Source organism: Streptomyces sp. NPDC020742, assembly GCF_040641675.1.
Classification (GTDB): domain Bacteria; phylum Actinomycetota; class Actinomycetes; order Streptomycetales; family Streptomycetaceae; genus Streptomyces.
In genome coordinates, this window is record NZ_JBFAEA010000014.1 from 1 (window position 1) to 12,296 (window position 12,296).

The following is a 12,296-nucleotide window of genomic DNA, read 5'->3' on the forward strand; positions in this document are numbered from 1 at the left end:
TGCGTTTCCGACTCTATCAGATCCTTGCGGCTCCGATTTTCGCCGGTGCGTTTCGGCCTTTCGGCTTCTTCGCGGTTCCGACTCTATCAGATCCGCTTTCTCGCCTTGTCGGCTCGATTTCGGTTCCGATTTCCCGTCGGAGGGGGTTTGCCTTTCGGCTGATCCGACTTTATCAGATTGCTCTGGGTCGGAATTCCGCCCGATGTTGGGAGGGCCTCTGCACACACAGGCGTGCGGCGCTTCCCGTTCAGGCGGAGCCGTAAACGTACTGGAGCGGGGCGCCCGGATGCAAATCCGAGCGCCCCGCGCCGACTTGGGTACGTTCGTACGACTCTGCGCGTCAGACCTCGACGACCACGGGGAGGATCATCGGGCGGCGGCGGTAGTTGTCCGACACCCACTTGCCGACCGAGCGACGGATCAGCTGCTGGAGCTGGTGCGGCTCGACGACGCCGTCCTGGGCCGACTTGGCCAGGGCCTCCTCGATCTTGGGAATCACGTCGGAGAAGGCCGAGTCGTCGATACCGGAACCGCGGGCATGCAGGTTCGGGCCGCCGACGGTCTTGCCGGTGCTGGAGTCCACCACCACGAAGACCGAGATGATGCCCTCGTCGCCGAGGATGCGGCGGTCCTTGAGCGAGGTCTCGGTGACATCGCCGACCGAGAGGCCGTCGACGTAGACGTAGCCCGCCTGGACCTTGCCGGCGATCTTGGCGACGCCGCCCACCAGATCGACCGCGACACCGTCCTCGGCGATCACGATCCGGTCCTTGGGCACACCGGTCAGGGCGCCCAGCTCGGCGTTGGCGCGCAGGTGGCGCCATTCGCCGTGCACCGGCATCAGGTTCTTCGGCTTGCAGATGTTGTAGAAGTACAGCAGCTCGCCGGCCGAGGCATGACCCGAGACATGGACCTTGGCGTTGCCCTTGTGGACGACGTTGGCGCCCCAGCGGGTCAGGCCGTTGATCACGCGGTAGACCGCATTCTCGTTGCCCGGGATCAGGGACGAGGCCAGGATCACCGTGTCGCCCTGGACGATCCGGATCTGGTGGTCGCGGTTGGCCATCCGGGACAGCGCGGCCATCGGCTCGCCCTGGGAGCCCGTGCAGACCAGCACGACCTCGTCGTCGGGAAGGTCGTCGAGGGTCTTGACGTCGACCACCAGACCGGCCGGGACCTTGAGGTAGCCCAGGTCGCGGGCGATGCCCATGTTGCGGACCATCGAGCGGCCGACGAAGGCGACCCGGCGGCCGTACTCGTGGGCCGCGTCGAGGATCTGCTGGATGCGGTGCACATGGCTGGCGAAGCTGGCCACGATGATGCGCTTCTGGGCGCTTGCGAACACCTGGCGGAGCACGTTGGAGATATCGCGCTCGGGCGGGACGAAACCGGGGACCTCGGCGTTCGTCGAGTCGGAGAGGAGGAGGTCGATGCCTTCCTCGCCGAGCCTGGCGAACGCGGGGAGGTCGGTGAGGCGGCGGTCCAGCGGGAGCTGGTCCATCTTGAAGTCGCCGGTGTGCACGACCATGCCCGCCGGGGTGCGGATGGCGACGGCCAGCGCGTCCGGGATGGAGTGGTTGACCGCCACGAACTCGCAGTCGAAGGGGCCCAGCCGCTCGCGCTCGCCCTCGGCGACCTCCAGGGTGTAGGGGCGGATGCGGTGCTCCTGGAGCTTGGCCTCGATCAGAGCGAGGGTCAGCTTGGAGCCGATCAGGGGGATGTCCGGCTTCTCGCGCAGGAGGTAGGGGACACCGCCGATGTGGTCCTCGTGGCCGTGCGTGAGCACGATGCCGTCGATGTCGTCGAGGCGGTCCCTGATGGACGAGAAGTCCGGCAGGATCAGGTCGATTCCGGGCTGCTCCTCCTCCGGGAAGAGCACTCCGCAGTCGACGATCAGCAGCCGGCCGCCGTACTCGAAGACCGTCATGTTGCGGCCGATCTCACCCAGGCCGCCGAGGGGGGTGACGCGCAGGCCGCCCTTGGGGAGCTTCGGCGGAGCGCCGAGCTCGGGATGCGGATGACTCAAAAGACTCTCCTCACCACACACGCCACGTTGCCGTCGAGGCACGTGGCGCGCATGACATTCGTGCACTTGCTATAAGGCGGTTGTTGGTCGGTATTCAGTTGTGAAGTCTGTGATCAGAGGTGTACCCCGCCGGCGGCGAGATCGCGCGTGAGCTGCTCGGTCTCCTCGGGGGAGAGCTCGACCAGCGGCAGGCGCAGCGGGCCTGCGGGCAGGCCCTGGAGGCCGAGGGCGGCCTTGGTGGTGATCACGCCCTGGGTGCGGAACATGCCCGTGAAGACGGGCAGCAGCTTCTGGTGGATCTCGGTCGCCTTGGTGACGTCGCCGTTGAGGTGGGCGTCCAGGAGGGCGCGCAGCTCGGGGGTGACGACATGGCCGACCACGGAGACGAAGCCGATGGCGCCGACCGAGAGCAGCGGGAGGTTGAGCATGTCGTCGCCGCTGTACCAGGCGAGGCCGGAGCGGGCGATGGCCCAGCTGGCGCGGCCGAGGTCGCCCTTGGCGTCCTTGTTGGCGACGATTCTGGGGTGCTCGGCCAGCCGGACGATGGTCTCGGTGTTGATCGGGACGCCGCTGCGGCCGGGGATGTCGTAGAGCATCACCGGCAGGTCGGTGGCGTCCGCGATGGCCGTGAAGTGGCGCAGCAGGCCCTCCTGCGGGGGCTTGCTGTAGTACGGCGTCACGGCCAGCAGGCCGTGGGCTCCGGCGTCCTGAGCGGCGCGGGCCAGCTCCAGGCTGTGGTGGGTGTCGTTGGTTCCGGCTCCGGCGACGACAAAGGCACGGTCTCCGACCGCATCGACCACCGCACGTACCAGCTGGGCTTTCTCCGCATCGCTGGTGGTCGGGGACTCTCCGGTGGTGCCGTTGACGACGAGGCCGTCGTTACCGGCGTCCACCAGGTGGGCGGCGAGCCGCTGCGCGCCGTCGAGGTCGAGAGCGCCATCCGCCGTGAACGGCGTCACCATGGCGGTCAGCACCCGCCCGAAGGGGGTCTGCGGTGTGGAAGTCGGAGCCATGGGTCCCACGCTACTCGTAGCTCACCGCGGGATGCGCCTCTGGGGAGCAGGGATGTGGACTCCGGCACTGCCTGCTCGGGGGTTCAAGCAGTGCCGGGTCCGTCTGTTCAGCGTAGATGAACTTCTCAAAATGCCGCAATCCGGACACTTCGCACGTCTGTCCCGCGCCCCCTGATATCCGGCCCCGGATCCGGGCCCTACGGGGCGATCCGGCCGTTCGCGTTGAATGCGCCGTACGTGAGCGGCATCAGCCCGGCCCAGTGGGCCTCCATCTGCTCGCCGACCATTTCGATCTCGCGCTGCGGGAAGGACGGCACCTTCGCCTGTTCGTGCTGGGTGCGCAGGCCGAGGAAGTGCATCAGCGACCGGGCGTTGCAGGTGGCGTACATCGAGGAGTAGAGGCCGACCGGGAGCACCGCGCGGGCGACCTCGCGGGCCACGCCGGCGGCGAGCATCTCCTGGTAGGCGGCGTAGGCCTGGCGGTAGGAGTCCTCCATGACCCGACCGGTGAGCTCGTGCTGCGCGGGGGTGCCCTCGACGAACTCGTACTTGCCGGGGCGGCCCTGCTGGACGAGCTTGCGGGACTCCCCCGGGACGTAGAAGACCGGGTCCAGCTGGCGGTAGCGACCGGACTCCTCGTTGTACGACCAGCCCACGCGGTGCCGCATGAACTCGCGGAAGACGAAGATCGGCGCGCTGATGAAGAACGTCATGGAGTTGTGCTCGAAGGGGCTGCCGTGGCGGTCCCGCATCAGGTAGTTGATCAGACCCTTGGAGCGCTCGGGGTCCTTCTGGAGCTCCTCCAGGGACTGCTCGCCGGCCGTGGAGACCCGGGCCGCCCACAGCACGTCGCTGTCCGCGGCGCTGTGCTTGACCAGCTCGACCGTCACCTCGCTCCGGAAGCTGACAGCTGCGCCGTCTGGGCTCTCGGTGCTCTCGGCGGGGGTGTGGGACACCGGCGGTTCCTTCCATTCGTTCCTCGTGCGCGACCAGCCTACGGCCCGGCACCGACAGTCCGGGAAATGCGGCATGAGGCACCGTTAACGACAAAACGGACGCTCTATAGCAGGGCGGAGAAGGGGAGTTGAGATTCTTCACAGAAGTCTCGGAAAACGGGCACCAATCGGGCTGCGCAGACGTCTAACCCTGTGACAGTGCCCACTACGAGGTTCCTAGGAGAGCCCCCTCATGTTCCGCCGGCGCGAGCCCGTCCCGTTCGCCTTTGTTGCCGAGGCAGACCGGTTCCGCAGCAATGTCACTCCTCCGCCGCGCGAGCGTCCCTCGCGCGGGCAGCGCCTCGGCCAGTCGCTGATCACCCTGACTGTGGTGGGCGGCCTGGCCGGCGCCCTGCTGTTCGGCGTTCCCGCGCTACAGCAGGATAGTTCCACTTCGGGCCGGGCCCACCAGTCCGAAGCCGCCCACCGCTAGGCGGGCCAGGGCACGCCGCGGAGCGGACCACCGAGTGGTTCCGCTCCGCTTGTCCCGATAGCCTCACCGGTCACAGCTTCCATCGGCACGCCTGTCCGTGCCGAGCAGCCAGAGTGAGGATCAGCCGTGCCCCTGTCCTTCCTGACGGCCGACCGGGACCTCGACGACCGTGCCGCGGAGACCGCTGCACTACCGCATGACGAGCCCGACCACTGGCGCCGTCCCTACCGCCCCGGACCGTGGCGGGTAGGGGCGGCGGCGGTGTTTTTGCTGCTCGCCTCGTTCGTCCTGCTCTCCGCGATGATCATCGCGATGGCCGGCTCACTGCCCGCCGCCGGGATCTGCGCGCTGCTCGGCGCGCTGCTGGTTGCCCTGGCGGTCCGGCTGCTGCGGGTCGGTATCTGGGTCAGCGACCAGGGCCTGCGGCAGGTGAACCTGCTGCGGACCACGACCACGCCGTGGCGGGCCGTCGCCGGGGTCCGTACGATCCAGCAGCCGGTGCGCTGGCTGGGACTTCCACGGACCGTGCAGGGCCAGGCGCTGATCATCGAGCGCGCGCAGGGCACTCCGCTGCGGGCGCTGGTCACCGATCACAGCGGCGACTTCCTGGCCCGCCCGGAGGCCTTCGAGCGGGCGGCGGATGTGCTGGAGGCCTGGGCGGCGGAGCACCGCCCCTGAGCGGCGGACCGCCGCGGCGGTCCGCCCCGAGCCCGTACGGACTAGGCGGTCCGTACGGGCTTGTTGTCGTGCAGGGCGATGGCGCGCTGCATCGCCTTCCGGGCGCGGGGGGTGTCCCGGGCGTCGTGGTACGCGACGGCGAGCCGGAACCAGGTACGCCAGTCGCCCGGCGCCTCCTCCGTCTCCGCCTGCCGCTGGGCGAAGACGGCATCGGCCGCGTCCCGGTCGATCCGGCCGCCCGGAGTGCGCTCGAGCTCGTCGGCGGGCAGCCCGCCCTCGGCCGCGAGCACGTCCGCGAGCCGGTGGGCGTCCCGTGCGAAGCGGGTGTTGTGCCACAAGAACCACGCGCCGATGCACGGCAGCGCGAAGGCCACCGCGCCCATGCCCACGGCCGCCGGCTCACCGGTCAGGATGAGCAGCACGCCCTCCAGCCCCACCACCGCGAAGACGATGACGAGCACGGTGGCGAGGAAGAAGTAGGTGATCTTTCCGCCCATGACGTCAGTCTCGGCCCAGATCGAGGAAGTGCTCCAGGCCCACGGTCAGGCCCGGGGTGTTCACCACGCGGCGCACGCCGAGCAGGATGCCCGGCATGAAGCTGCTGTGGTGGAGGGAGTCATGACGGATGGTGAGGGTCTCGCCCTCGCCGCCGAAGAGCACCTCCTGGTGGGCGAGCAGTCCGCGCAGCCGTACGGAGTGCACGGGAACGCCGTCCACGTCCGCGCCGCGGGCGCCGTCCAGCGCAGTGGTGGTGGCGTCCGGCTGCGGGGCGCAGCCGGCCTCCTCGCGGGCCTTGGCGATCAGCTGGGCGGTGCGGGCCGCCGTGCCGGACGGGGCGTCCGCCTTCTTGGGGTGGTGCAGCTCCACGACCTCGACGGACTCGAAGAACCGCGCCGCCTGCTGGGCGAACTGCATGGTCAGCACCGCGCCGATGGAGAAGTTCGGGGCGATCAGCACACCGGTCTCCGGCGAGGCGGCGAGCGAGGTGCGCAGCTGCGCGAGGCGGTCCTCGGTCCAGCCGGTGGTGCCGACCACCGCATGGATGCCGTGCCGTACGCAGAAGTCGAGGTTGCCCATGACGGCGCCGGGGTTGGTCAGCTCGACCACGACCTCGGCACCGGCCTCGACCAGCGTCTCCAGCTTGTCGCCGCGGCCGAGCCCGGCGACCAGCTCCATGTCCTCGGCGGCCTCGACGGCCCGTACGGCCTCGGAGCCGATGCGCCCCTGTGCTCCGAGTACGGCCACGCGCAGCTTGCTCATCGTTTCCAGTCCTTCTCTCGGTGGTACGGCAACGGCGACGACGGGCGGCCCTATGCGACGACGTCTTCCAGCTGGGCGGCCTGCCGGTCCTTCAGCGGGCCGATGACGGAGAGCGAGGGACGCCGGCCCAGTACATCGCGGGCCACCTCACGCACCTCGTCGGGGGTGACGGCCGCTATCCGGGCGAGCATCTCGTCGACCGACATGTGCTCACCCCAGCACAGCTCGCTCTTGCCGATCCGGTGCATCAGCGCGCCGGTGTCCTCCAGACCGAGCACGGTCGATCCGCGCAACTGGCCGATCGCCCGGTGGATCTCGTCGTCGCTGAGGCCGTGCGCCGCCACCTGGTCGAGCTCGTCCCGGCAGATCTTGAGGACGTCCTGCACCTGGTTGGGGCGGCAGCCAGCGTAGACGCCGAAGAGCCCGCAGTCGGCGAAGCCCGAGGTGTAGGAGTACACGCTGTAGGCCAGGCCGCGCTTCTCGCGGACCTCCTGGAAGAGGCGGGACGACATGCCGCCGCCGAGGGCGGTGTTCAGCACGCCCATCGCCCAGCGCCGGTCGTCGGTGCGGGCCATACCGGGCATGCCGAGGATGACATGGGCCTGCTCGGTGCGGCGGTTGAGCAGCTCGACCCGGCCGGCGGTGCGCAGGGCGCGGCTGCCGGAGCGCGGGGCGACCGGGGAGGCGTCCGTCCGGTCCAGGGCCCCGGCCTGCTCGAAGGCGCGCCGGACCTGGCGGACGACCTTGGCGTGGTCGACGTTGCCGGCGGCGGTGACGACGAGGTGGGTGGGGTCGTAGTGCTTCTTGTAGAAGCGGCGGATGCGCTCGGCGGTCAGGGCGTTGACGGTGTCGACGGTGCCCAGGACCGGGCGGCCGAGGGGGGTGTCACCGAGCATGGTGTGCGCGAACAGGTCGTGCACGCAGTCGCCCGGGTCGTCCTCGGTCATGGCGATCTCTTCGAGGATGACGCCGCGCTCGGCGTCCACGTCCTCGGCCTCGATCAGCGAGCCGGTGAGCATGTCGCACACCACGTCGATGGCGAGCGGCAGATCGGTGTCGAGCACCCGCGCGTAGTAGCAGGTGTACTCCTTCGCGGTGAAGGCGTTCATCTCGCCGCCCACCGCGTCCACCGCCGCCGAGATGTCCAGGGCGCTGCGCCGCTCGGTGCCCTTGAAGAGCAGGTGCTCGAGGTAGTGGGTGGCGCCGTTGAGGGCCGGTGTCTCGTCCCGGGAGCCGACGTTCGCCCAGATCCCGAAGGTCACGGAGCGGACCGTCGGCAGCGTCTCGGTGACGATCCGCAGGCCGCCGGGGAGGGTGGTCCGGCGGACGGTCCCGGCGCCGGCGGCGCCCTTGAGAAGCGTTTGGGTACGGGCGACGGCCCGCCCCTCCGAAGAGGTGCGGGCCGTCGTCCGGTGCCTGTCGGACGTCACTTGTCGGCGTCGTCCTTCTTGTCGGCGGCGTCCTCTTCCTCGATCACGGGGATCAGGGAGAGCTTGCCGCGCTGGTCGATCTCGGCGATCTCGACCTGGACCTTGGCGCCCACGCCGAGCACGTCCTCGACGTTCTCCACGCGCTTGCCGCCGGCGAGCTTGCGGATCTGCGAGATGTGCAGCAGGCCGTCCTTGCCCGGGAGCAGCGAGATGAACGCACCGAAGGTGGTGGTCTTGACGACCGTGCCCAGGTAGCGCTCGCCGACCTCCGGCATGGTCGGGTTGGCGATGCCGTTGATCGTGGCGCGGGCGGCCTCGGCGGCCGGGCCGTCGGCGGCACCGATGTAGATGGTGCCGTCGTCCTCGATCGTGATGTCGGCGCCGGTGTCCTCCTGGATCTGGTTGATCATCTTGCCCTTGGGGCCGATGACCTCACCGATCTTGTCCACCGGGATCTTGACGGTGATGATCCGCGGCGCGTTCGGGGACATCTCGTCCGGAACGTCGATCGCCTCGTTCATCACGTCCAGGATGTGCAGGCGCGCGTCACGGGCCTGCTTCAGGGCGGCGGCCAGGACGGAGGCCGGGATGCCGTCCAGCTTGGTGTCGAGCTGCAGCGCAGTGACGAACTGCTTGGTGCCGGCGACCTTGAAGTCCATGTCACCGAAGGCGTCCTCCGCACCGAGGATGTCGGTGAGGGTGACGTAGTGGGTCTCGCCGTCGATCTCCTGGGAGATCAGGCCCATGGCGATACCGGCGACGGCGGCCTTCAGCGGCACACCGGCGTTCAGCAGCGACATGGTCGAGGCGCAGACCGAGCCCATGGACGTGGAGCCGTTGGAGCCGAGGGCCTCGGAGACCTGACGGATCGCGTACGGGAACTCCTCGCGGGACGGCAGCACCGGCACCAGCGCGCGCTCGGCGAGCGCGCCGTGGCCGATCTCGCGGCGCTTGGGGGAGCCGACGCGACCGGTCTCGCCGGTGGAGTAGGGCGGGAAGTTGTAGTTGTGCATGTAGCGCTTGCGGGTCACCGGGGAGAGGGTGTCCAGCTGCTGCTCCATGCGGAGCATGTTGAGGGTGGTGACGCCCAGGATCTGGGTCTCGCCACGCTCGAACAGGGCGGAGCCGTGCACCCGCGGGATCGCCTCGACCTCGGCGGCGAGCGTACGGATGTCCGTGACGCCGCGGCCGTCGATGCGCTTCTTCTCCTTGATGACGCGCTCACGGACCAGGGTCTTGGTCAGCGAGCGGTACGCGGCGGAGATCTCCTTCTCGCGGCCCTCGAACTCCGGCAGCAGCTTCTCGGCGGCCAGACCCTTGACGCGGTCCAGCTCGGCCTCGCGCTCCTGCTTGCCGGCGATGGTCAGCGCCTGGGCGAGCTCGTCCTTGACGGCCTTGGTGAGGGCCTCCAGGACGTCGTCCTGGTAGTCGAGGAAGATCGGGAACTCGCCGACCGGCTTGGCGGCCTTGGCGGCGAGGTCCGACTGGGCCTTGCACAGGGCCTTGATGAAGGGCTTGGCAGCCTCGAGACCGGCGGCGACGACCTCTTCGGTCGGGGCCTCGGCGCCGTCCTTGACCAGCTGGATGGTCTTCTCGGTGGCCTCGGCCTCGACCATCATGATCGCGACGTCGCCGTCGGGGAGCACCCGGCCAGCCACGACCATGTCGAAGGCCGCGTCCTCCAGCTCGGTGTGCGTCGGGAAGGCGACCCACTGGCCCTTGATCAGGGCGACACGGGTGCCGCCGATCGGGCCGGAGAACGGCAGACCGGCCAGCTGCGTGGAGCAGGAGGCGGCGTTGATCGCGACCACGTCGTAGAGGTGGTCGGGGTTGAGCGCCATGATCGTCTCGACGATCTGGATCTCGTTGCGCAGGCCCTTCTTGAAGGACGGGCGCAGCGGGCGGTCGATCAGGCGGCACGTGAGGATGGCGTCCTCGGAGGGACGGCCCTCACGGCGGAAGAAGGAGCCGGGGATCTTTCCGGCTGCGTACATCCGCTCCTCGACGTCGACGGTCAGCGGGAAGAAGTCCAGCTGGTCCTTCGGGTTCTTGGAGGCGGTGGTGGCCGACAGCACCATGGTGTCGTCGTCCAGGTACGCCACGGCGGAGCCGGCGGCCTGCTTGGCCAGGCGGCCCGTCTCGAAGCGGATGGTGCGGGTGCCGAAGGAACCGTTGTCGATCACGGCTTCGGCGTAGTGGGTCTCGTTCTCCACCAGGAATATCTCCTCGTCTGCGTCCGCTGCCCGTATGGCGGCGGACCTTCTTCGGTGGAGCGCCGGTGCGGGCCGGTCTTCGATCGAAGCACCCGGAGTGATGACGCGTGGTGTGCACGGATCGTCCGGGGGCCACTACCGAGGACCGGCGGCCAGGTGGCGCTCCTACCGCGTTCAGTTTTGCGATATGGCACCAGACTACAAAGCTTCCGTCCACCATGAGGTGGCGGCGGTGTCCGGTGCGTATGGCAAAGGGAGCGGCCCCCGGTGGGAACCGCTCCCTCTACGGCGTCTTACTTGGCGCCCGCCGCGCCGCGGCGGATGCCCAGGCGCTCGACCAGCGCACGGAAGCGCGTGATGTCCTTCTTCGCCAGGTACTGCAGCAGGCGGCGGCGCTGGCCGACGAGCAGCAGCAGACCACGGCGGGAGTGGTGGTCGTGCTTGTGGGTCTTGAGGTGCTCGGTCAGGTCCGAGATGCGGCGGGAGAGCAGCGCGACCTGGACCTCGGGGGAGCCGGTGTCACCCTCCTTGGTGGCGAACTCGGTCATGATCTGCTTCTTCGTGGCGGCGTCGAGCGACACGCGGTACTCCTTGGGTTCTGCCCGTCGAGCGCCCCTGGTCTGCTTCACAGGGAATCCTTGATGACTCGTCCGGGCCGTCACACAGCGTACCAGCTGCACACGGCCCCCCGACCGGGTGGTCGGGGGGGCCGTGGACGGAGCGGGGCGGGCGGTCAGCTGCTGGTGAGGCCGCGCACCGTGTTGTAGATGTTGAGCACCGCCAGGCACAGCGGCACCAGGGACAGCAGGACCAGGCCGTCGAAGAGGTCGAAGATCCGGCCCCAGAAGGGGGTGACGCCCTTGCGCGGGACGACCAGGCCGACACCGACGAGGATGGCGGCGCCCACCGCGATGCTGCTGGAGAACCAGACGGTGCGGATGTTGAGCGGGCCGGAGTCCTGGTACTGGATGAGCTCGACGAAGATCTCCGACGGCGGGTTCAGCGCGATGCCCAGGATCAGCAGGACGATGGTCAGGATGCCGGCGACGGTCAGGCAGGCGACCTGCGCGGTGTAGTCGAAGAGCCGGGCCCGCAGCATGATCGTGATGCCGGCGGCCAGGGCCAGCAGCTGGGCCCACATGTTGTCGGAGAAGCCGAGGACGACACCGGCCGAGCCGACGACCAGGGCGGAGCAGCCGGCGACGAGGCCGAGCAGCAGCTCATGGCCGCGCTTGGCCTGGTTGCCGATCTTGACGAAGTCGACGGACTCGGTCTCGCCGGAGTTGTCGTACGACCCCTTGGCGATCTGGTCGGGGGACTTGTAGCCGATGGGCAGCCGGGCGAAGCGGGCGGAGAGGCCGGGCAGCCAGGCGACCATGGCGATGGCGACGACGGCGGTGACCGCGGCGACCTCGCTGGGCGAGGCGTCGGTGAGGATCGCGGCGAAGACCGCGAGGGTGCCGATGGCGGAAAGGAACGCGGCCGCCACGAAGGGGGCGTCACCGCGCGGCAGCAGGACCACCAGGAGGGCCGAGGCAATCAGCACCGTCACACAGCCGACCAGGAGGTGCAGCCGGCCGGGGCCCTCGCCCTGGTCGACGCCGAAGATGCCGGAGCCGGCGATCAGCAGGTGCGGCAGGGAGGCCAGGCCCAGGGCGATGGAGGAGCCGTGGTCGTCGTAGACCCGGGCGCGGACGCCGGCCAGCGCGACCAGGACGATGCCCACGACGCCGGCGATGATGCCGGGCAGGCGGTGCATATCGCGGTCGACCGGGTTCGAGAACCACAGCGCGAACGCCATCATGGTGAGCAGCAGCACGCCGGCGCTGAGGCCGACGATGTGCATCAGGTCGTCGCTCCAGCGGCTGCGGTTGCGCTTGACCGCGGAGGCGACGGCGTCGGAGACGTCGTCGAAGACCGGGAGCGGCAGCGACTCGGCGAACGGCTTCAGCAGGAGCAGGTCACCGTCGAGGATCTGCTGCTGCGCGAGCGACTGCCCGGCGTCCAGGACGGTACCGTCGCGGCGTACGAGGTGGTAGCCGGTCGGTGCGCCCTCGGCCTGGGACTGTCCGGAGAGTCGCAGGATCTCCGGGTAAATGTCGACGAGTGCCACGTCCTCCGGCAGAGCCACATCGATCCGTGCGTCCGGCGCGGCGACTGTGACCCGGCAAAAGCCGGTGCCAGTGCTCGTGCTCACCTGGCGGTTCCCCCTATCCGTTGGGCGTTTTGTCGCTTCGCGCGCCGTATA

11 protein-coding genes are annotated in these 12,296 nt (G+C 69.3%); 2 read left to right on the forward strand and 9 right to left on the reverse strand.

The features are described 5' to 3' along the window. Positions 1-340: 340 nt before the first annotated feature. The 3 genes from AB0G84_RS22875 to thyX form a co-directional block, all read right to left on the reverse strand. Entirely contained in the window at positions 341-2,026 is a 1,686-nt protein-coding gene (locus AB0G84_RS22875; protein ID WP_361323677.1) for a ribonuclease J, read from the reverse strand. 113 nt (positions 2,027-2,139) lie between these two features. Further along, a complete protein-coding gene (gene dapA, locus AB0G84_RS22880; protein ID WP_361323680.1) occupies positions 2,140-3,039 on the reverse strand; it encodes a 4-hydroxy-tetrahydrodipicolinate synthase in 900 nt (299 codons plus the stop codon). A 197-nt stretch (positions 3,040-3,236) separates the two neighbouring features. Then, a complete protein-coding gene (gene thyX, locus AB0G84_RS22885; RefSeq protein WP_361323683.1) occupies positions 3,237-3,995 on the reverse strand; it encodes an FAD-dependent thymidylate synthase in 759 nt (252 codons plus the stop codon). Between the two features lie 232 nt (positions 3,996-4,227). Between thyX and AB0G84_RS22890 the strand changes: the two genes are divergently transcribed. Both AB0G84_RS22890 and AB0G84_RS22895 read left to right on the forward strand, forming a co-directional pair. Then, entirely contained in the window at positions 4,228-4,467 is a 240-nt protein-coding gene (locus AB0G84_RS22890; protein WP_361323686.1) for a hypothetical protein, read from the forward strand. Positions 4,468-4,593: 126 nt separating this feature from the next. Beyond that, positions 4,594-5,145, forward strand: coding sequence for a PH domain-containing protein (locus tag AB0G84_RS22895; RefSeq protein ID WP_361323689.1), 552 nt, complete (start codon positions 4,594-4,596; stop codon positions 5,143-5,145). A gap of 41 nt (positions 5,146-5,186) precedes the next feature. On the opposite strand, the gene AB0G84_RS22900 is transcribed toward AB0G84_RS22895, so the two are convergent. The 6 genes from AB0G84_RS22900 to eccD form a co-directional block, all read right to left on the reverse strand. Further along, positions 5,187-5,642, reverse strand: a complete 456-nt coding sequence (locus AB0G84_RS22900) for a hypothetical protein (protein ID WP_361323692.1) — start codon at positions 5,640-5,642, stop codon at positions 5,187-5,189. A 4-nt stretch (positions 5,643-5,646) separates the two neighbouring features. Continuing rightward, entirely contained in the window at positions 5,647-6,405 is a 759-nt protein-coding gene (gene dapB, locus AB0G84_RS22905) for a 4-hydroxy-tetrahydrodipicolinate reductase (protein WP_361323694.1), read from the reverse strand. Between the two features lie 50 nt (positions 6,406-6,455). Beyond that, the gene (locus tag AB0G84_RS22910) at positions 6,456-7,835 is read right to left on the reverse strand and encodes a pitrilysin family protein (protein ID WP_361323697.1); all 1,380 of its coding nucleotides are present in this window, start codon (positions 7,833-7,835) and stop codon (positions 6,456-6,458) included. Beyond that, the gene (locus tag AB0G84_RS22915) at positions 7,832-10,048 is read right to left on the reverse strand and encodes a polyribonucleotide nucleotidyltransferase (RefSeq protein WP_361323700.1); all 2,217 of its coding nucleotides are present in this window, start codon (positions 10,046-10,048) and stop codon (positions 7,832-7,834) included. Before AB0G84_RS22915 ends, AB0G84_RS22910 begins: the two co-directional genes overlap by 4 nt. Before the next feature lie 293 nt (positions 10,049-10,341). Beyond that, complete coding sequence (rpsO, locus tag AB0G84_RS22920) at positions 10,342-10,629, reverse strand: 30S ribosomal protein S15 (protein WP_009714645.1); 288 nt, start codon at positions 10,627-10,629, stop codon at positions 10,342-10,344. A gap of 152 nt (positions 10,630-10,781) precedes the next feature. Beyond that, the gene (gene eccD / locus AB0G84_RS22925; RefSeq protein ID WP_361323704.1) at positions 10,782-12,245 is read right to left on the reverse strand and encodes a type VII secretion integral membrane protein EccD; all 1,464 of its coding nucleotides are present in this window, start codon (positions 12,243-12,245) and stop codon (positions 10,782-10,784) included. Positions 12,246-12,296 lie beyond the last annotated feature (51 nt).

Bases quoted from the DNA above. Each gene is read 5' to 3' on its own strand.
- dapA (WP_361323680.1), bottom strand. From the start codon at position 3,039: ATGGCTCCGACTTCCACACCGCAGACCCCCTTCGGGCGGGTGCTGACC.
- AB0G84_RS22890 (WP_361323686.1), top strand. From the start codon at position 4,228: ATGTTCCGCCGGCGCGAGCCCGTCCCGTTCGCCTTTGTTGCCGAGGCA.
- AB0G84_RS22900 (WP_361323692.1), bottom strand. From the start codon at position 5,642: ATGGGCGGAAAGATCACCTACTTCTTCCTCGCCACCGTGCTCGTCATC.
- dapB (WP_361323694.1), bottom strand. From the start codon at position 6,405: ATGAGCAAGCTGCGCGTGGCCGTACTCGGAGCACAGGGGCGCATCGGC.